The sequence below is a fragment of the Nonomuraea sp. NPDC052265 genome (genome assembly GCF_044547985.1).
Classification (GTDB): Bacteria; Actinomycetota; Actinomycetes; order Streptosporangiales; family Streptosporangiaceae; genus Nonomuraea.
Map to the genome: position 1 here is coordinate 108,488 of NZ_JBIUBJ010000014.1, position 19,708 is coordinate 128,195.

17 protein-coding genes are annotated in these 19,708 nt (G+C 72.7%); 10 read left to right on the top strand and 7 right to left on the bottom strand.

The features are described from left to right. Positions 1-42 precede the first annotated feature (42 nt). Positions 43-768, top strand: coding sequence for a PIG-L deacetylase family protein (locus tag ACIHAD_RS33135; protein WP_397358631.1), 726 nt, complete (start codon positions 43-45; stop codon positions 766-768). A 74-nt stretch (positions 769-842) separates the two neighbouring features. Here the strand turns inward: ACIHAD_RS33135 and thrS are convergent, their stop codons facing one another. The 3 genes from thrS to ACIHAD_RS33150 form a co-directional block, all read right to left on the bottom strand. Then, a complete protein-coding gene (gene thrS / locus ACIHAD_RS33140; RefSeq protein WP_397358632.1) occupies positions 843-2,804 on the bottom strand; it encodes a threonine--tRNA ligase in 1,962 nt (653 codons plus the stop codon). A 64-nt stretch (positions 2,805-2,868) separates the two neighbouring features. After that, on the bottom strand, positions 2,869-3,465 hold the full coding sequence (locus tag ACIHAD_RS33145; RefSeq protein ID WP_397358633.1) for a glycoside hydrolase family 25 protein: 597 nt from the start codon (positions 3,463-3,465) through the stop codon (positions 2,869-2,871). Between the two features lie 36 nt (positions 3,466-3,501). Further along, a complete protein-coding gene (locus ACIHAD_RS33150) occupies positions 3,502-4,404 on the bottom strand; it encodes an LLM class F420-dependent oxidoreductase (RefSeq protein ID WP_397358634.1) in 903 nt (300 codons plus the stop codon). A gap of 99 nt (positions 4,405-4,503) precedes the next feature. Between ACIHAD_RS33150 and pgm the strand changes: the two genes are divergently transcribed. Continuing rightward, a complete protein-coding gene (gene pgm / locus ACIHAD_RS33155; protein WP_397358635.1) occupies positions 4,504-6,132 on the top strand; it encodes a phosphoglucomutase (alpha-D-glucose-1,6-bisphosphate-dependent) in 1,629 nt (542 codons plus the stop codon). Between the two features lie 47 nt (positions 6,133-6,179). Here pgm and ACIHAD_RS33160 read toward each other — a convergent pair whose 3' ends face one another. Next, entirely contained in the window at positions 6,180-6,878 is a 699-nt protein-coding gene (locus ACIHAD_RS33160) for a DUF2786 domain-containing protein (RefSeq protein WP_397358636.1), read from the bottom strand. An 11-nt stretch (positions 6,879-6,889) separates the two neighbouring features. After that, positions 6,890-8,125, bottom strand: coding sequence for a hypothetical protein (locus ACIHAD_RS33165; RefSeq protein ID WP_397358637.1), 1,236 nt, complete (start codon positions 8,123-8,125; stop codon positions 6,890-6,892). Positions 8,126-8,692: 567 nt separating this feature from the next. Between ACIHAD_RS33165 and ACIHAD_RS33170 the strand changes: the two genes are divergently transcribed. Genes ACIHAD_RS33170 through ACIHAD_RS33180 form a run of 3 tightly spaced genes read left to right on the top strand, consistent with a single transcriptional unit; the run spans position 8,693 to position 10,905 of the window. Further along, complete coding sequence (locus ACIHAD_RS33170; protein ID WP_397358638.1) at positions 8,693-9,862, top strand: cytochrome P450; 1,170 nt, start codon at positions 8,693-8,695, stop codon at positions 9,860-9,862. A gap of 18 nt (positions 9,863-9,880) precedes the next feature. Further along, positions 9,881-10,639, top strand: coding sequence for an HAD family hydrolase (locus ACIHAD_RS33175; protein WP_397358639.1), 759 nt, complete (start codon positions 9,881-9,883; stop codon positions 10,637-10,639). Then, the gene (locus ACIHAD_RS33180; RefSeq protein WP_357964134.1) at positions 10,636-10,905 is read left to right on the top strand and encodes a DUF4031 domain-containing protein; all 270 of its coding nucleotides are present in this window, start codon (positions 10,636-10,638) and stop codon (positions 10,903-10,905) included. Before ACIHAD_RS33175 ends, ACIHAD_RS33180 begins: the two co-directional genes overlap by 4 nt. Before the next feature lie 7 nt (positions 10,906-10,912). Here ACIHAD_RS33180 and ACIHAD_RS33185 read toward each other — a convergent pair whose 3' ends face one another. Then, entirely contained in the window at positions 10,913-11,569 is a 657-nt protein-coding gene (locus ACIHAD_RS33185) for a metal-dependent phosphohydrolase (protein ID WP_397358640.1), read from the bottom strand. A 165-nt stretch (positions 11,570-11,734) separates the two neighbouring features. Between ACIHAD_RS33185 and ACIHAD_RS33190 the strand changes: the two genes are divergently transcribed. Both ACIHAD_RS33190 and ACIHAD_RS33195 read left to right on the top strand, forming a co-directional pair. Continuing rightward, a complete protein-coding gene (locus ACIHAD_RS33190; protein ID WP_397358641.1) occupies positions 11,735-12,154 on the top strand; it encodes a hypothetical protein in 420 nt (139 codons plus the stop codon). A gap of 243 nt (positions 12,155-12,397) precedes the next feature. Further along, a complete protein-coding gene (locus ACIHAD_RS33195; protein ID WP_397358642.1) occupies positions 12,398-13,651 on the top strand; it encodes a hypothetical protein in 1,254 nt (417 codons plus the stop codon). A 3-nt stretch (positions 13,652-13,654) separates the two neighbouring features. Here ACIHAD_RS33195 and ACIHAD_RS33200 read toward each other — a convergent pair whose 3' ends face one another. Next, positions 13,655-14,230 carry an RNA polymerase sigma factor gene (locus ACIHAD_RS33200; RefSeq protein ID WP_397358643.1) on the bottom strand — a complete coding sequence of 192 codons (576 nt, stop codon included), beginning with the start codon at positions 14,228-14,230 and terminating at the stop codon, positions 13,655-13,657. Positions 14,231-14,409: 179 nt separating this feature from the next. Here ACIHAD_RS33200 and ACIHAD_RS33205 point away from each other — a divergent pair, with 179 nt between their 5' ends. Genes ACIHAD_RS33205 through ACIHAD_RS33215 form a run of 3 tightly spaced genes read left to right on the top strand, consistent with a single transcriptional unit; the run spans position 14,410 to position 19,683 of the window. Further along, positions 14,410-15,126, top strand: coding sequence for a Crp/Fnr family transcriptional regulator (locus ACIHAD_RS33205; RefSeq protein ID WP_397358644.1), 717 nt, complete (start codon positions 14,410-14,412; stop codon positions 15,124-15,126). Positions 15,127-15,148: 22 nt separating this feature from the next. Further along, positions 15,149-16,468 (top strand): oxygenase MpaB family protein, encoded by a 1,320-nt coding sequence (locus tag ACIHAD_RS33210; protein ID WP_397358645.1) that lies wholly within the window; start codon positions 15,149-15,151, stop codon positions 16,466-16,468. Continuing rightward, positions 16,465-19,683 carry an ATP-binding protein gene (locus ACIHAD_RS33215; protein ID WP_397358646.1) on the top strand — a complete coding sequence of 1,073 codons (3,219 nt, stop codon included), beginning with the start codon at positions 16,465-16,467 and terminating at the stop codon, positions 19,681-19,683. Before ACIHAD_RS33210 ends, ACIHAD_RS33215 begins: the two co-directional genes overlap by 4 nt. Positions 19,684-19,708 lie beyond the last annotated feature (25 nt).

A 19,708-nucleotide genomic window follows, 5' to 3' on the forward strand; every position in this document is an offset into this window, starting at 1 on the left:
CGGCGTGATCCCCGGCCTCCACGGCAGCCCTAGGGTGGGCACATGGCACAGCGACTCGAACCCATGCCCACCGACTGGCGGCGCGCCCTGGCCGTCGTGGCCCACCCCGACGACCTGGAGTACGGCTGCGCCGCCGCCGTCGCCACCTGGACCGATGCCGGGCGCGAGGTCTCGTACCTGATGGCCACCCGCGGCGAGGCGGGCATCGACACGCTCGCCCCCGCCGCGTGCGGGCCGGTGCGCGAGCGCGAGCAGCGGGCCAGCGCCGCCGTGGTCGGGGTGACCAGCGTGGAGTTCCTCGACCACGCCGACGGGGTCGTCGAGTACGGGACGGCGCTCAGGCGGGACATCGCCGCCGCGATCCGCAGGCACCGGCCGGAGCTGGTGATCACCCTCAATCCCGACGACACGTGGGGCGGCACGTACTGGAACACGCCCGATCACCGGGCCGTCGGCCGGGCCGTGCTGGACGCCGCCGGCGACGCCGGAAATCGCTGGATATTTCCTGACACCGACGCCGCCCCCTGGAACGGCGTCCGCTGGGTCGCCGTCGCCGGCTCCAACTCCCCCACCCACGCCGTGGACGTCACCGACGGGCTGGAGCGGGGGGTGCGGTCGCTGCTGGAGCACCGCGCCTACATCGAGGCCCTCACCGACCAGGACCCGGAGGTCTACGCCCGCGAGCTGATCGAGGCCGCCGCGCGGGAGGCCGCCGAACGTTTCGACGGCCGCCCGGCGATCACGTTCCGCCTGTTCCCCCGCTACTAGCGGCCGAGGCCGACCCGGCGGGACCCTGAGCCGCCCCGAGAACGGCTCGGGCCCGGCGGTCCGGGAGCGGCGGGTCAGACCTGGACGCGCTGCTCCACGGCGTTGACGATCTCGGCGATGGCCTCCTCGACGGGCACGCCGTTCTTCTGCTCGCCGTTGCGGTAACGGAAGGACACCGCGCCGTTGGCGATGTCGTCGTCACCGGCCAGCAGCATGTACGGGACCTTCGCCTTCTGCGCGTTGCGGATCTTCTTCTGCATGCGGTCGTCGGCCGCGTCGACCTCGACCCGGATGCCCCGCGCGCGCAGCTGCTTGGCGACGTCCTGGAGGTAGGGCACGTGGGCGTCGGCGATCGGGATGCCGACCACCTGCACCGGCGCCAGCCACGCCGGGAACGCCCCGGCGTAGTGCTCGACCAGGACGCCGAAGAAACGCTCGACCGAGCCGAACAGCGCCCGGTGGATCATGACCGGCTGCTGCCGGGAGCCGTCGGCCGCCTGGTACTGCAGGTCGAACAGCTCGGGCAGGTTGAAGTCGAGCTGGATGGTGGACATCTGCCAGGTGCGGCCGATCGCGTCGCGCACCTGGACGGAGATCTTCGGCCCGTAGAAGGCCGCGCCGCCCGGGTCCATCACCAGGTGGAGGTTCTCCGCCTCGGCCACCTCGCGCAGCGTCGCGGTGGCCTCCTCCCACGCCTCGTCGGAGCCGACGTACTTCTCCGGGTCCTTGGTGGACAGCTCCAGGTAGAAGTCCTCCAGGCCGTAGTCGCGCAGCAGTTCGAGCACGAAGCGCAGCAGCGAGGTCAGCTCGTCGCGCATCTGCTCGCGGCTGCAGTAGATGTGCGCGTCGTCCTGGGTCAGGCCGCGCACCCGGGTCAGGCCGTGGACCACGCCGGACTTCTCGTAGCGGTAGACCGTGCCGAACTCGAACAGCCGCAGCGGCAGCTCGCGGTAGGACCGCCCGCGCGCCCTGAAGATCAGGTTGTGCATCGGGCAGTTCATCGGCTTGAGGTAGTAGCGGGCGCCCTCCAGCTCCATGGGCGGGAACATCCCGTCCTTGTACCAGTCGAGGTGGCCCGAGACCTGGTAGAGGTTCTCCTTGGTGATGTGCGGGGTGTTGACGAACTCGTAGCCGGCCTCCTCGTGCCTGCGCCGCGAGTAGTCCTCCATCACCTTGCGGATCACGCCGCCCTTGGGGTGGAAGACCGCCAGGCCGGAGCCCAGCTCGTCGGGGAAGGAGAACAGGTCGAGCTCGGCGCCCAGTTTGCGGTGGTCGCGCCGCTCGGCCTCCTCCAGCCTCCGCAGGTATTCGTCCTGCTTGTCGCGGGACTCCCAGGCGGTGCCGTAGATGCGCTGGAGCTGCGGGTTCTTCTCGCTGCCGCGCCAGTAGGCGCCGCCGGAGCGCATGAGCTTGAAGGCCGGGATCGACCGGGTGGAGGGCACGTGCGGCCCCCGGCACAGGTCCTTCCAGCACAGCTCGCCGCTCTTGGGGTCGAGGTTGTCGTAGATCGTGAGCTGCCCGGCCCCGACCTCGACGCTCTCCTCGTCGGCCGCGCCGCCCTTGAGCCCGATCAGCTCCAGCTTGTACGGCTCGCCGGCCAGCTCCTCGCGCGCCTCATCGTCGGCGACGGCCCGGCGGGAGAACAGCTGCCCCTGCTTGACGATCTCCCGCATGCGCTTCTCGACGCGCTTGAGGTCGTCGGGGTTGAACGCCTGCTTGACGTCGAAGTCGTAGTAGAAGCCGTTCTCCACGGGCGGGCCGATGCCCAGCTTGGCCTCGGGGAACAGCTCCTGCACCGCCTGGGCCATGACGTGGGCGGTGGAGTGGCGGACGATGGCCCTGCCGTCCTCGCTGGAGACCTCGATCGGCTCGACGACGTCGTCCTGGGCCAGCGGGTGGGCCAGGTCGCGCGGCTCGCCGTTGACCCGGGCCGCGATGACCGTGCGGCCGTCGGCCTCCAGCGCCTCACCGGCCGTCGTGCCGGCCGCGACCACACGCTCGGCTCCGGCGAGGGTGATGCGTAGCTCGGCTGACACGGTGTCTCCCTTGGATCGCGCTCGATGCCCGGCACCGAGGCTGGTTCGATGGTGAACACCGATGCTATCGCGGGTGAAACCCCAGCCTTGTCAGGTCCTGGCGGGTGCCGTGGAAGACGTTCCGGTCGAGCGGGCTGCCGGCATATTGGTGAATTGTCCAGTCGCGCCACGGCGTCGGCACGAGGGGCTCGCCGCGTGGCCGTTCCGGGGAGGCGATCCACAGCGGGTAGTCGGCCAGGCCGGCGCAGTTCCCCGCGCGGGCGAACCAGTGGAAGGTGTAGATGAAGGGCCGCAGGCCGGCGTGCCGCTCGATGTGGTGGCACCAGCGGCGCGCGTACCTGGCGACCTGCTCGGGCCGCTGCCCGTCGCCGGTCTCCAGGTCGAGCGCCACCAGGTCGCCCCTGCGCAGGCCGCCGGCCGACCTGAGCACCGCCAGGAAGTGCCGGGCGTGCTCGATCGGGTCGCCCTTGGGCCTGGCGAAGTGGTACGCGCCGCACACCAGCCAGCTCTCGCGCATGCCGGACCAGTTGCGGGCGAACCACCTGTCGGTCCAGTCGCCGCCCTCGGTGGCCTTGGCGAAGGCGAAGGAGACCCCGGCCTCGGCGTGGCCGGCCCAGTCGACGGAGCCCTGCCAGTTCGACACGTCTATGCCATGCAGCAAGCGCTTCACCTTGCCGGAGTTTATTGAGATGTCCCCCTATGAACCCTTCGACGCGCCGATGAGCAGCTCACGGGTGCGTTCCCGCTCGGCGAAGGTCGCGCCGACGAAGTCGGTCACCCCGGCCTGCCTCAGCCGTTCGAGCTGGGCGAGCACGGACTCCTCGTCGCCGACGACCGCGACGTTCCCGGGCCCGGCGGCGCCCTCGCGGTCGAGCATGGCCCGGTAGGAGGGGAGCGTGCCGTAGACGGCGAAGATCTCGTTGGCGCGCTCGACCGCGCCGGCGGGGTCGTCGGTGACGCAGACGGGCAGCGCGCAGACGATCCGCGGCGCCGGGCGGCCCGCCTCGGCGGCGGCGGCGGTGATGGTCGGGGCGACGTGCTCGGCCACCGTCTTCGGGCCGGTCATCCACAACACCGTGCCGTCGGCCACCGTGCCGGCGAGCTTCAGCATGCGCGGGCCGAGGGCGGCGATGAGCACCGGGAAGCCCGCGCCCGGCGTGGTGAGCCGCAGGTCGGCCCTGATCGTCTCGCCCGCTGACTTGACCTGCTCGCCCCGGCTCGCCGGGAGCAGCACGTCGAGGTACTCCTTCATGTGGCGGTAGGGCCGCTCGAAGCTGAGGCCGAACATGTGCTCAATGACGACCTGGTGCGACAGGCCGATGCCGAGCGCCAGCCGGCCGCCGAGCGCGGCGTTGACCGTCATCGCCTGCTGGGCCAGGGCCGCCGGGTGCCGCGGGAAGGTGGGCACGACGGAGGTCCCGAGCTCGATGCCGGGCACCTGGCTGCCGGCCACGGCCAGCGCGGTGAGGGCGTCGAGGCCGAAGATGTGGGACAGCCAGGCGGAGGCGAAGCCGTCCTCGGCCGCCTGGGCGATCTCGTCGCGGAGCGCGCCGATCGGGTCGGGCCCTTGCCGTTCATTCAGGAAATATCCGAAACGCATGGAAACAGAACTCCATTCTGGAGGCGGACGCGCCTGTATCCTCCCACGCCGCCGGGCGCGCTCACCCGTACGAAGAGGGCGGATTTGTAAAGTGGCCTCATGACGCACGATCGCGCAGGACAGCCCGCCCAGCCCGCCGACCTGGTCGACGTCGCCCGGCTGGTGACCTCCTACTACGCCCTGCATCCCGACCCCGCCGAGGTGGCGCAGCGGGTGGCGTTCGGCACGTCGGGCCATCGCGGGTCGTCGCTGCGGACGGCCTTCAACGAGGACCACATCCTGGCCACCAGCCAGGCCATCTGCGAATACCGCGCGTCGCAGGGCACCGACGGGCCGCTGTTCCTGGGCATCGACACGCACGCGCTGTCCGAGCCCGCCCGCGTGTCGGCACTGGAGGTGTTCGCCGCCAACGGGGTCGAGGTGCTGATCGACACGCGCGACGGCTACACGCCGACGCCCGCCGTCTCGCACGCCGTCCTGCGGCACAACCGGGGCCGCACGTCCGGGCTCGCCGACGGCGTGGTGGTGACGCCGTCGCACAACCCGCCCTCCGACGGCGGCTTCAAGTACAACCCGCCGCACGGCGGCCCCGCCGACACCGACGCCACCTCCTGGATCCAGGACCGCGCCAACCAGCTGCTCGCCGACGACATGAAGGGCGTGTCCCGGATCTCCTACGCCAAGGCCCTCGACGCGGCCGGCCGCTACGACTTCCTCGGCACGTACGTCGACGACCTGCCGTCGGTGGTCGACCTCGACGCGATCAGGTCGGCCGGGGTGCGCATCGGGGCCGACCCGCTGGGCGGGGCGAGCGTGGCCTACTGGGGTGAGATCGCCGAGCGCCACCGCCTCGACCTGACCGTGGTGAACCCGCTGGTCGATCCCACCTGGCGGTTCATGACGCTCGACTGGGACGGCAAGATCCGCATGGACTGCTCCTCGCCGTACGCGATGGCCTCGCTGATCGCCCAGCGGGACAGGTACGACATCGCCACCGGCAACGACGCCGACGCCGACCGCCACGGCGTCGTCACCCCCGACGGCCTGATGAACCCCAACCACTACCTGGCCGTCGCCATCTCCTACCTGTACGCCCACCGCGACGGCTGGCCCGCCGGCGCCGGGGTCGGCAAGACGATGGTGAGCAGCGGCGTCATCGACCGGGTCGCCGCCTCGCTCGGGCGGCGCCTGTACGAGGTGCCGGTCGGTTTCAAGTGGTTCGTTCCCGGGCTGCTCGACGGCTCGCTCGGGTTCGGCGGCGAGGAGAGCGCGGGGGCCTCGTTCCTGCGGCGCGACGGCTCGCCCTGGTCCACCGACAAGGACGGCCTCATCCTCGCCCTGCTGGCCTCGGAGATCCTGGCCGTGACCGGCGAGTCGCCGAGCGCGCACTACCGCCGCCTGACCGAGCGGTTCGGCGAGCCCGCCTACGCCCGGGTCGACGCGCCCGCCACCCGCGAGGAGAAGGCGGTGCTGGCCAAGCTGTCGGCCGACCAGGTGACGGCGTCGTCGCTGGCCGGCGAGCCGATCACGGCGGTGCAGACCGCGGCCCCCGGCAACGGCGCGGCGCTCGGCGGTGTGAAGGTCTCGACCGAGAACGCCTGGTTCGCCGCCCGCCCGTCGGGCACCGAGGACGTCTACAAGATCTACGCCGAGTCCTTCAAGGGGCCGGACCACCTGGCCAAGGTGCAGGAGGAGGCCCGCTCGCTGGTCTCGGCGGCCCTGGGCTGACCCGCCCGCCTCAGCGGGGCGTCTCGGCTCGGCGCGGGCGGCTCGCCTCAGCGGGGCAGCTCGCGGGCGGTGGCGGTGGACATGCCGGTGCGCCCGAGGTCGGCGTGCCGGCCCGCCAGCACGCCCGCGCGGTAGCCGGTGCCGCTGGTCGTCGGGACCGACATGCGGATGCGCGGGTAGTGCGCGGCCACCGCCACGTCCACCTCGGCCCGGCGGTCGGCCAGCACCAGCTCGGTGCCCGCCCCGGCGGCCTCGGCCTCGCTCTCGGCGCGCGACTCGGCCTCGCGCAGCAGCCGGTACACCTCGTCGGTGAACCCCAGCAGCCACGAGCGCCGGTAGGCCCGCGCGGCGGCGAGCTCGCCCGGCGGCCGTACGCGGGCCAGGCCGGAGGCCATCTGCAACAACAGCGACGTGGCCAGCAGGTCGGCGCGTTCGAGGTCGGCGGCGAAGCCGAACACGTGCACCCGCTGGCCGCCGTCGCCGCGCCCGATCAGCAGCGGGCGGCAGCGTACGGCCTGGGCGACCAGGCTCACCAGGCGGGCCTTCTCCCTGGCCCAGGGGGCGGGCAGGGTGACGATCCGGTCGCCGGGGGTCTGGCGGGTGCCTGGCGGCGGGAGGGAGTCGATGCCGTACTTGGCCATCAGGGCGGTGGCCGCCGCCAGGAAGGTGGCCCGCTCGTGCTCGTTGTCCGTGCGTTCGGCCTTGGCCAGGAGTTTCCTGACGCGTTCGAGCGTGCGCTCCCGCAAACGAGCTCCCCCTACTTGGCCAGCACCCGCCCGTCGTCGGCGATGGCCGGGAAGGCTCCGGTGTCGACGATGCCGTGCTGCTGGTACAGAGCCTCGATCAGGGCGTGCGCCTGCGGCTCCAGCTTCCACAGGGCACGATACTCGCGCGCGGTGACCAGCGGGATGCCGATCTCCTGGGCGATGTCCAGCGAGCGCGGCACGATGCGCTTGGCGATCTGCCGGTCCCAGAACTCGCGGGCGGCCCTGATCTGGGCGGCGCGCTGGGCGGTGTCGACGACCTGGGGGGTGGCGTCGAACACCTCGACGTCCTCGTCCTCGTCCTCGACGAGCTCCGCCAGCGCGGGCGGCAGCGCCGGGCGGGCGGGCACGGGACGGTGGTCGGCCTCGGGCTCCCACGGCACGCGCGGGTCGGCGTCGATGAGCGCGGTGGTGTTGTACAGGGCGGCGATCTGGGCCAGCAGCGCCTCCTGGCGGCCCTGGTCGACGGCCAGGCCGGTGTGCTCGACGGCCTGGTCCATGGCCTTGTCGAGCCTGGCCAGCGCGGCGCGCATCTTGCGCTCGGAGGCGCCGCTCTCGCGCAGCGCCTTGGCGCGCTTGGCGGCCAGGGCCACGCGGGTGAGCCGGCGGTGGGCGTCGACCTCGGAGGCGGTGCGGTCGCTGACCTCGGCCAGGCCCATGCGGACGAGCAGGCGTTCGGGGGTCAGGCGCCAGTTGATGCGGCCGGTGCCGCGGATGCGGTGGCGTTCGATGGCCATGCCGCGTTCCCAGAGCCAGGCGGCGACCAGGGGGGCGGCCAGGCGGAAGAGGGCCTCGGGGACGCTGCGGGCGTCCATGCTGGACAGGACCGCGGTCAGGCAGGTCAGCGCCCAGACCGCGATGCCGTCGATGCCGGCGGAGAAGTTCTCCCGCATGTTGCGGCGGGCGCGGACGGCCGAGGTGATGATGGCGACCTCGATGAAGGCGAACAGCAGCAGCCGGAGCGGTCCGTCCAGGCCCAGCACGTCTCCGGAGAAGCGCCACATGCCCTGGGCGGACACGCCGGTGGCGATGGAGGCGGCGACGACGGTGAGCACGTCCTCGACGGGACGGGGGGCGACGTAGCGGGCGAATAACCAGGTGCCTGCCCGCCAGGCCATCCTGAGCACCAAGAACGCCAGCACGAGCCCGGCCAGGCCCAGCAGGGCGATGACGGCGGTGGCGAACGGCTTCTCGGCGACGAAGGCTGCTATTTCCTCAAATGTCGGCATTAGTCACTATCCGCGAGGCTCAACTCCAGCTTGTCTTGCGACGAGATCATCGCAGACTGTCGCCCCCTTGTACGCCAAACGCCACCGATTTCCCCTGTCTCCCACCGGTTCCTGTGACACACGCCGTACCGGAAGGGGGTTGTGGCTAGTCGGCACCCCGCGACGCGCCGCACAATGAGGTGAAAGGAGGGGATCGTGAGCGTGCGACCTCGCCGCCCCCGCGCTCCCGCCGGCGGGACACCGAACCGCGGACCGGGCCTCAGCCCGGCCACCCCCTCCCCCGAGGCGCCGCGAAGAGCCCGGCACACCCCGGCCACGCCGGACGCGCGACCGGACGCGCGACCCGACGAGCGGCCGGACGGACGACCGGGCGGCCAACCAGATGGACGGCCAGACGAGCGGCCGGACGAGCGGCCAGATGGACGACCGGGCGGGCGACCAGGTGGGACGTGAGGGTGAGCGGCAATTTCGTCCTTTCGGAGGGCAACAGCCGCCCGTCCGGATGGGACCATCTACCGAGGGATTTATCCCAACATAGTGTGATGTATCCCAGCAGGACGGATATCCATGTCTGACTCAGAGTTCCCCTTCGTCCAGTTCATGCGCGAGGACTTCGACCCGGTCGCCGAGCTCGGCCGCATCCGGGCCGAGCACGCCGTCTTCCCCATGAAGATCCCCGGTGACCAGACCGTGCACCTGGTCACGCGCTGGGAGGACGTGCGCGGTGTCCTCGGCGACCACGAGCGGTTCAGCAACGACTTCGCCGGCATCTCCGGCCTCGGCTCCAACCAGGAGGACCCGGGCGGTCTCGGCTTCCGCGACCCGCCCGAGCACACGCGGCTGCGCAAGTACCTGACCCCCGAGTTCACGATGCGCCGCCTGCGCCGGCTGGAGCCGCGCATCGAGGCCATGGTCGAGGAGCACCTGGACCGCATCGAGGCCAAGGGCCCGCCCGCCGACCTGGTCGAGGACTTCGCGCTGCCGATCCCGTCGCTGGTGGTGTGCGAGCTGCTCGGCGTCCCGTACGAGGAGCGCGCCGACTTCGTCAAGATCAGCAAGGACCGCTTCGACCTGTCGGCCGGCCCCGAGGCGTCCCTGCAGGCGATCAACGACGCGATGGCGTACCTGGTGGACCTGGTCGCCCGCGAGCGGCGCGACCCCGGCGAGGGCCTGCTCGGCCAGCTCCTGCGCGAGCACGGCGACGACCTCGACGACCGCACGCTGGCCAGCATGTCCGACGGCCTGCTCACCGGCGGCCACGACACCAGCACCAGCATGCTCGCGCTCGGCGCGCTGTGGCTCATGCGCAACCCGGAGCAGGCCGCCAAGGTGCGCGAGGTGGACGGCTACGTCAACGACGTGGTCGAGGAGCTGCTGCGCTACATGACGGTCGTGCAGGTGGCCTTCCCGCGCTTCGCCCGCGAGGACCTGGAGCTGCACGGTGTGCCGATCAAGAAGGGCGAGATGGTGCTGTGCTCGCTGACCGGCGCCAACCGCGACCCCTCTCTGGGCCCGGACATGGACGAGGTGCGTCCCGGCCGCGAGACCGCCGGCTCGCACCTGGCCTTCGGCCACGGCATCCACCGCTGCATCGGCGCGCCGCTCGCCCAGATGGAGATGCGCATCGCCTTCCCCGCCCTGCTGCGCCGCTTCCCGGACCTGCGCGTCTCGGGCGAGGTGCCGTTCCGGGAGCTGGCCATCGTCTACGGGGTCAAGGAACTACCCGTCGCCTGGTAGAGCGGTTACGTTCACAGGGTGAACGAGCCCGTCATCGACCTGGCCTCGATCGGCGCCGTCGTGTTCGACATCGACGGCGTGGTCACCGACACCGCCCGCGGGCACGCGGCCGCCTGGAAACACGTCTTCGACGCCTTCCTGCGCGGCCGCTCCGAGCCGTTCGACATCCGTGACGACTACCTCCGGCACGTCGACGGCCGGCCGCGGCTCGACGGCGTCCGCACCTTCCTCGCCTCCCGCGGCATCGCCGTGCCCGAGGGCGGTCCCGACGACGAGCCCGGCGCGCCCACCGTCCACGGGCTCGGCCTGGCCAAGGACCAGATCTTCATCGCGCAGGTGGACAAGTACGGCGTGGCCGCCTTCCCCGCCACCGTGGCGCTGCTGCACGAGCTGCGCCGCAGGGGCGCCCGCACGGCCGCCGTCTCGGCCAGCCTGCACGGCCGCAGGCTGGTGACCGCCGCGGGCGTGGCGCACCTGTTCGACGTGGTCGTGGACGGCGGCGACGCGGCTCTGATGAACCTGCCGGGAAAGCCGGACCCCGCCCTGTTCCTGGAGGCCGTACGCCGTCTGGCGCTGCCCGCCGGCCGGGCCTCCGTGGTGGACGCGGCGCTGCCGGGCGTCCAGGCGGGCGGCAAGGGCGGCTTCGGGCTGGTGGTCGCGGTCACCCGCGACGGTCCGGGCGACGCCGCCGCGCTGGCCGGGCACGGCGCGCACGTCGTGGTGCCCGATCTGGGCGAGTTGAGCGTGCGCGGCAGGGTCCTACCCTTGAGGGCGTGACGGTTCTGATCGATCCCCCCGACTGGCCGGGGCCGCGCGGCCTGATGTGGTCGCACCTGGTGAGCGACAGCTCGCTGGAGGAGCTCCACGCGTTCGCGGCGCGGCTCGGGGTGCCGGGCCGGGCCTTCGACCGGGATCACTACGACGTGCCGGAGACCGTGCACGCGCGGGCGGTGTCGCTGGGCGCCGAGCCGGTCAGCTCGCGCGAGCTGCTGCGCCGCCTGATCGCCGCCGGTCTGCGCCGCCGCAAGCGCCACACGCCCTGAGCCGTACTCAGCCGCGTTCCAGGCGGGTCAGTTCGGCGTTCATGTTGGCGCGGGCGTGTTCCTCCCACAGCTCGCGGGCCCGGTCCGTACGGTAGAGCCGCGGCGCGGCCAGCAGCCTGCGCAGCACCTGCGAGCGGCCCTGCCGGAACAGGCCGTCGGGCACGTGCGCGTACTCGCGGCGGATGTCGGCGGCGTAGGCGTCGTAGCCGGGGCGGCCCAGCACGGCCAGGTCGGCGTCGCACAGCACGGCCCCGTCGCGGTCGCCGGCGGCCACCGTGTCGTGGGCGGCGGTCAGGCGGACCAGCCTGGCGGTCGCGGCGACCCGGGCCGGCGGCACCCCGCAGCGCGGCAGGCGGGCCTGGGCGAGCTGGGCGCTGCGCTCCTCGTCCCAGCCGGGCCTGCCGTCGTAGACGGCGTCGTGGAACCAGGCGGCCAGCCGCACCGCGGCGGGGTCGGCGGCCTCCCCGGCCAGGTCGTCGACGGCGGCCAGCACGGCGGCGAGGTGGCCGAGGGTGTGGTAGCGGCGGTGGGGTTCGGCCCAGCGGGCGATCAGCTCGGCGCCGGCGGCCCGCGCGGCCGGCGAGCCGCCCGCCAGCGCCAGCCAGTCGGCGGCGAGCCGGGCCGCAGACGCGCCGGAGGGCCCGGCCGGACGGTCGTGGATCATGCCTTCACCGTAGTCGGCCAGGGCGGGAGCGCCGGTTGCGCGGTGGCCGGCCGACGTCCGGCGGGCCCGTTTGTGTCCTTGAATACACCCGGTATTTACCTGGCCGCCCTGCCGCTCTGCCTCTCCGTACGGGGACCTGGTTCCCCCCGGAAAGGAGACAGCGACATGGCGACCGGTGAGTTCCAGGTGATGAAGGTCCCGGCCGAGCAACTGAGCGGCGTTCTGCACGGCCAGGTTGTCGACCCGGGCGCCCAGCCCACGAACGTCGTGAGATGCGGCGAGGGCTGGACCGTGGACGTGAGCTGGGAGGTCGCCGGCGAGCTGGTCGACTGGCTGGCTGGACGGTGGCACTTGGAGATCATCGCCGACCTGCTGGGAGGTGGTGAGACCCGTCATCCCACGCCTCCCGTGGAGATGACCTTCACCCCTGGATCGGGACGCTACACCGCGTCGGTCCCGATGCGCGGCCAGCTCGGCCCCGGCACCTATGACCTGGTGGTCAACCTCACGACGACGACGGCCGCCGGCTCCGCGGGGGCGCTCGGCGGCTTCGTCGTGATCAGCAAGATATCGGTGAAGGAATGACGGCCGCCGCCCCGGGCCCCTCCCGGGGCGGCCGGCGCCGGAGGCCCCGGCGCCCTGCAAGCACACCGCAAGTCACCCGCCCTACGCTCCGGGCCGGCGGTCACGGGGCAATGCGAGACCGCCGCCCTGTATCTCACGTCACCGGACGCGCTCTGACCCGGTGAGGATCGACGGTCCCAGGGGGGACCACTGACGGGAGACCCCATGTCCGACGTGGAACAAGCGCTCGCGCCAGGCGCCCCGATGACGGCTGACGACGTGCTCCGCATCGCCGCCTGCAAGGACAGGAACCCTGCTCTGGAGGCCATGGTCATCGCCCATGGCTACCACCGCGTCGCCGGGGACCTCGCCCAGCACCTGGGCCAGGACGCGACCAACTGGTACTGCTACGCCAAATGGACCTCCAAGGCGGTCGGCGAGAGCCTCGACCTGACCCCCGGCTCCCCCTTCCTGACGGGCTTCGGCGACCGGCTGCACGTGCCCGCGCGCCTGCGCCGCCTGTTCCGCGCCACGTTGCTGACCCTGCTGGGCCCCAGCTACCAGCTCGGGCTGGCGCTGGCCAACCGGGCGATCTTCCTGGAGACCGCGAGCCTGGCGGCCAACCTGTGGAACGGCACGCCCGACTGCTACGTCAAGGTGAGCCCGAAGTCGGAGAACACGCCGATGCCGCCGGAGTTCCTGTCCGGGCTGCTGGAGGAGGCCGACGAGCGCTACCTGCGGGACGCGGCCCGGCTGCTGACCGAGGCGCGCGCGGCCACCGACCCGGACGAGCGGGCCGAGCTGATGTTCGGGGCCAGCGTGGCGCTGTCGGCGTACGAGCAGAAGCGCGCGCAGAAGGCTCTGGAGCTGGTGCTGTACCGGCCGGTGCGGTGGCTGACCCGGGTGTCGTGGCGGTCGCTGCGCTCGCTGGTGACCCGGCGGCCCTTCCCCCGCTTCCCCCTGTTCAGCGCCCGGCACGAGGACCAGCCGTGGCTGACGCGGGTGCTGGAGGCCAAGTGGTCCTCGCTGTACACCCGCCACCTGTTCGCCGTGAGCACGCCGCTCAGCGACATCAAGGTCGGCCGGCCGCTCACCCCGCCCCCGGGCGTGGACATGGCGCTCGCCTGGCGGCCGATCAGGAACGAGAAGGTGCGCAAGCTCGCCGAGGAGTTCATCCCCGACGACGTCGAGCAGGCCACGGCCGGGGTGGCCGACTGGGTCTCCTACCCCGACCGCATGCGCTTCATCGTCGGCTACTTCCGCACCTACCAGCGGGTGGGCGCGCTGTACGACCCGCCGTTCGGGCCGGAGCTCACCGCGGCCCTGGAGGCGGAGACGGCCCGCGGCACGCTGCCGGAGCCGGTCCCCGAGGAGCCCGGGGCCGCCCGGCTGCTCCCCGGGATGCGGCGCAGGGTCTACGCCTTCCCCGAGGAGACCGACCCCGACGCCTACGAGATGGCGCGCTTCGACTTCGAGCCCTTCCTGGAGGCGATCCCTCTTGAGAGGTCAGGAAAGTAGGACTCAGTCCAGGAAGTCCCTGGTGATCTCGCGGTCCTGCAGGAGGCCGCGCAGCTTGGCGAAGCAGCGGGCCCGGGTGGGGCCGATGCTGCCGACCGGGCGGCCCAGCCTGCGGGCGACGTCCACGTAGTGCGGCTCGGAGGTTTCCGTGAGTGCTCGAAACAGCACGCGCTGGGCCGTGGGCAGCTCCTCGACCAGCTCCTCCAGCGTGCCGGCCAGCCAGATCCTGGCCAGTTCCCTGTCCACGTCGTCCGTGCTGCCGAGGGTGTCGAGGTCGGGCGTGCAGATCTCGCGGGTGCGCCTGGTCAGCTTCAGGCACTCGCGGAAGGCGATCGTGGCCAGCCAGCCGGGCATGCGCTGGGGGTCGGCCACGCTCTTGAGGTTCTGCCAGGCCAGCATCCAGGTGGTCTGCAGCACGTCCTGGGCGTCCTCGTGGCCGAGCCTGAAGCGCCGGATCCTCGACCGCAGCATCGGCGTGAACTCCTCGACCAGCCGCTCCCACGCCCGGGCGTCGCCCTCCTGGGCGTCCGACACGAGGGTGGCGGTGTCGCGGCGCTCCAACGTATCCAACTGCATCATCGTCTCCCCGCCGGCCGGGGTCCTTGGGGGTCAACCTCGTTCGGCCGGCCCCCCAACGGTGCTCCCGGCGACCTTCGCGCACTGTCGCGGACGACACAGTGCGGGTGTGGCGCTCGTCACATTCGGGAGATCGCTTACCACTTACTGCCCGATCGTCGTTGGCGTCCTAAAGTTCTTCCATGAGCGCCAGCAGCGGGGCGGTTCCGCACGACGTCCAGGCGGTCGCCGCCGTACTGGCGGAGGTGCCGCTGTTCCGTGTGCTGGGAGAGGCCGGGATCGTCAGCACCGTACGCGCCGGGGTGGCGCGCAGATACCGCAACGGGCAGATCATCCTGCACCAGGGAGACCCCGGCGAGTCCCTGTACGTGCTGCTGGACGGCCTGGTCAAGGTCGTCTTCACCACCGAGCACGGCGACGAGATCGTGCTCAACATGCTGGGCCGCGCGGAGACGTTCGGCGAGATGGCGCTGCTGGACGACTCGCCGCGCTCGGCGTCGATCATCGCCGTGCGCCCCTGCTGGATCTTCGCGCTGCCCAGGGCGCGGCTGCTGGAGCTGATGCGGGAGCATCCCGGGCTCGCCGACGAGTTCCTGCGCATGCTCGGGCAGATGGTGCGCCGGCTCACCGGGCAGGCCGCCGACCTGGCCTTCCTCGACCTGGGCGGGCGCCTGGCCAAGCTGCTGCTGCAACTGTCGGTCAAGCGCGGCCAGGCCCAGGGCCCGGTCGTGGACATGCCGGGGCTGACCCAGTCGGACCTCGCCGCGCTCATCGGCGCGTCGCGGCCGGCGGTCAACCGGGCCCTGCAGTCGCTCGCCGCCCGCGGCCTCATCGCCGTCAAGGGCCGGACCATCACGCTGCTGGACGTCGAGGCACTGCGCAAACGCGGGGGCCTCTGACCCGATCTGGAGTACGGGCAACATGAACGAGCACGAGAGCGCCGCCGCCGAGCGCTGGCCGGCGGAACGGTTCCGGCAATTACGACAGCAGGCCGACCCGGACATCGACAAGATCGTGGCCGGCTACCTGGAGTCCAGGCCCGACGGGGAGAACGCCCTGTCCATGCTGCGCGCGGTCGTGGTGGAGCTGGGCCGGGCCAAGCGGGAGGCGCGGGCGCCCTCGGGCGAGACCGGCCCCTCGGCCATCTTCGACGCCATCGACTTCAACAAGGACCTGCCCGAGTGGGGCGAGGACGCGGAGCTGCTGGCCCGCGGACAGGCCGTCTTCTCCGACTACGGGCTGTACCAGGCGGTCGCGCTGTTCTGCAAGTGCCTGCCCATGGCCTACGTCGAGATCTCCAGCGCCAAGGTGCTGGCCGGCGTGTCCGACCTGGCCACCCACAGCCTCACCCGCCGGGTCGCCGAAACCGGCCAGATGCTGGTGGACGTCATGGGACTCAAGGCCACCGACAGCCTGACCCCGGGCCGTCCGGGGCACACGACGGCGATCGGGCTGCGCATCCTGCACTCGTTCGTGCGCGCGCTGGCCACCGAGCACTTCGGCGACGACTGGGACACCGCCAGGTTCGGCCCGCCGGTCAACCAGGAACTGCTGCTGGCCACCATCTTCGACTTCTCGGTCGTCACGTGGGAGGCTCTGGACAGCATGGGGGTGCGCCTCACCGACGACGACAGGGCCGCCCACCTGTACACGTGGAGCGTCTTCGGCCACCTCATGGGCGTCGAGGCGTGCCGCGACCGGCCGCTCACCCTGGATGACGTGCCGCCGGTCAGCGAACGGCTCGGCCGCCTGTACGAGTCGAGCGAAGAGGGCCGCAGGCTGATGGCCGTGCTGCTGGCGGAGATGGAGGAGTTCATGCACCTGGGCTGGCGCAAGCTGCCGCGCAGCCTGGTGCACTGGGTCTTCCGCGACGCCCGCTACAACGCCGCCCAGGTCCCGGCGCTGCTCGACGTGCCGCCGCCGGCGTGGTGGTTCAACGCGCTGTTCGCGGTGGCCAGGGCCGGCAACCGGTACGGCCGCCTGATGGGCCCGGTCGACGCGGTGGTGCGCTGGCTGGTGCGCCGGGCGGGCAAGCACATCGTCATCGCCATGATCGACCGCCACTCGGGCGGCCACGCCGCCTTCCAGATCCCGCAGGAGCTGGCCTCGCAGTGGCGCGTCAAGCAGTCGAAGGCGGCGCGCCGGACGCGTGAGCTCCGCCACAACGTCCGCAAGGGCGTGCGGAAGAGCGTCGGCAAGGCCGCCAGAGCCCCCGTGCGGAGGGAGGGACCGCCCGCGTGAGCATCCCGCACGAGCCGGGCACTCTGACCACGGCGACCATCCTGTTCACCGACGTGGTCAGCTCCACCGCCATGCGGATCAGGCTCGGCGAGGAACGCGCCAACGTCGTCTTCCGCCGCCTCTACCAGCTCCTGCACTCGGTGGTCACGGCCAGCGGCTCGACGTTCACCAAGAGCCTGGGCGACGGGCTGATGGCGGTGTTCGGCTCGGCCACGGCGGGGCTCGACGCGATCATCGCCGTCGAGCAGGCCGTCGCGGCCGAGAACGAGCGGGCGCTGGAGAAGATCTCGATCAGGGCCGCGCTGGCGTCGGGCGACGTGTGCTGGGGGGACGACGACGTCAGCGGGCTGCCCACGGTGGAGGCGGCCCGCCTGGTCGCGGTGGCCGAGGGCGGCCAGGTGCTCTGCACCGACCTGGTGCGCCGCCTGGCCCAGGGCCGCAGCCGCCACGAGTTCAAGGACCTCGGCCGGCTGCCGGGCAAGGGCCTGCGTGAGCCGATGCACACCTACGAGCTCCACTGGCAGAACGCCGACAACCAGCACGCCGGCGGCCTGGCACCCTGGCTGGACAGCGGGCACGTGCTGCCGTTCGTCGGCCGGGACGAGGAGCTGCGGGCGCTGGAGGAGGAGCTGCGGGCGGCCGAGTTCGGCAGCGGGCTGGTGATCCTCCAGGGCGATCCCGGGGTCGGCAAGACGCGGCTGGCCTCGGTCGTGGCGCAACAGGCGCTCAAGCGGCAGTTCACGGTGCTGGCGGGACGGTGCACCGATCCGGCGCGGCAGGCGTACGAGCCGATCGCGGGGGCGGTGGAGCGGCTGGCCCGCACCTCGCCGGCGTTGCTGCTGCGGGCCGGGGTCGGCCAGCAGTGCGGGCAGCTCGTCCGGCTCGCGCCCTCGCTGGCCGCTCCCCCGCTGTCGCTGGCCGTGCCGCCCGCCACCGAGCCTGTCTCCGAGCGCTACCACCTGATGGCCGCGGCCCGTACGTTGATCGAGCGCCTGGCCACCGTGCGGCCGGTGCTGCTGGTGATCGACGACCTGCAGTGGGCGACGCTGGAGTCGTTGCAGATGTTGCACTCCCTGATGTGGGACGCCGACTCGCTGCCGCTGCTGATCCTGGCCACCTCGCGCCCGGTGCCCGTCGAGTCGGCGATGCCCGAGCTGCACAAGCTGACCGCCGACGGCCGCGTGGTGCAGGTCTCCTCCTTCGGCATGGACGAGGTCAGCCGGGCCCTGTCGGAGGTGCGCAGCGACGGCGACCCCGAGCTGCTCTACCGGATCACCGGCGGCAACGCGTTCCTGGTCACCGAGGTGGCCAGGGAGCTGGCCGCGGGCGCCGACCTCGACGCGCTGACCGTCCCCGACTCGGTCACCCGCATGGTGCGGGCGCGCCTGGCCCAGCTCCACCCCGACGCCCGCGACCTGGTCAGCCTGCTGGCCGTGGCCGAACGCATGGAGTCGGCCGCGCTGCGCCTGGGTCTCGGCCTGGACGAGGCGCGTTTCGTGGCCGCCGTCGAGGAGGCCATGGGCGCGGGCCTGGTGACCATGGCCGACGGCGGCCAGTGCCAGTTCTCCCACGAGCTGACCCGTACCGCCCTGTACGCCACGCTGTCGGCCCCGCGCGCCGGGCTGCTGCACGGCCGGGTCGCCGACGCCCTGTGCCGGGCCGACCCGCAGGCCATGGAGTCGCGCCCGTACGTCGTGGCCACCCACCTGCTGGCCGCCGCCGAGCACGGCCGCGACCCCCGCCGGACGGCCGAGGCCGCCGAGGCGGGCGGGCAGGCGGCCCGCCACGCGCTGGCCGGGCTGGCCCACCGCGAGGCGGTCACCTGGTACCAGCGGGTGCTCGGCCTGCTGGAGGACTTCCCCGGCGCCTCCCCCGAGCGGCGCGCCGAGCTGCTGATGGACTGCGGGCGGGCGATGTGGCTGGCCGGGCACCCGGAGGCCAGGGAGACCCTGCACCAGGCCGCCGAGCTGGCCAGGGAGTGCGGGCGCGACGACCTGATCGTGGTGGCCGCGCTCGGCGGCGACCGCGGCTTCTCCAGCATCTCCGCCGCCCCCGACCAGCGCCGCATCGCGCTGCTGACCGAGGCGCGCAGGCTGGTGGACTCCACCGACCTGAGCACGCGGGCGCTGCTGGCCGCCCAGCTCGCCTCCGAGCTCATCTGGGCGCCCGACGGCGAGCGGCGCTTCGCGCTGAGCGACGAGGCGGTCGCGCTGGCCCGCAAGTCGGGCGACCCGCGCACGCTGGCCAGCGTGCTCGGCATGCGCAGCCTGACGATCATCCCCGCCGACCCGCTGCACCAGCGCCACCGCGACGGCGACGAGATGCTGGAGGCGGCCCGCCGCACGGGCGACGACCTGGCGCTGTTCCACGCCTACGTGCAGCGCACCCCGCCCGTGCTGGACAGCGGCGACACCGCGCGCGCCGCGACGCTGCTCGACCAGGCCGACGAGCTGGCCCGCCGGCTGGCCCAGCCGCAGCTCAACTGGCTGATCGGCTACTCCAGGGCGGGCCTGACGCTCATGCAGGGCGACCTGGCCCAGGCCGAGTCCGAGGCGATGTCGGCCATGCGGCTCGGCTCCGAGATCGGCCGCCGCCTGGAGGCCGTGGCCATCTACTCCGAGCAGATCTCCGAGATCCGCCGCCTCCAGGGGCGGCTGTGGGAGCTGCGCGACCGGCTGCGCCGCGCCGCCCAGGCGCCCCGGGTGGACCCGGTGCACGCCGTGCTGCGCTACCTGTGCGAGATGGGCGACGAGGAGGCCGGGCCGTTGCTGGACCGCATCCTGGCCGACCGCGGCGGCGTGCCGCCGCGCAACATGGCCCACCGGCCCGCCTTGGACAACCTGGCCGTGGCCGCCGCGCACCTGCGCCGTCCGGAGCTGGCCGAGCGGTTGTACGCCTCGCTGGCCGCCGACGGCGAGACGTTCGGTCACGGCACGGTCGCCCACCACTGCGGCCACCACTACCTGGCCCACCTGTGCGTGACGATGGGCGATCCGCGGCGGGCGAGCGAGCACTTCGAGGCCGCCGCCGAGGTGCACGAACGCAGCGGGGTGCCGCTCATGCTGGCCGAGTCGCTGCTCGACTGGGCCGACCTGCTCGACACCGCCGACGCCGGCGGCCCCGCACCGGCCGCGCTGCGCGAGTGGGGCGCCTCGCTGCTGCCCGGCCGCGGCGCGCTGCTGCTCGACCGCCGGCTGCCCGCGCACCCCGTTTAACCTGCGACGACATCGGGCAACCCGG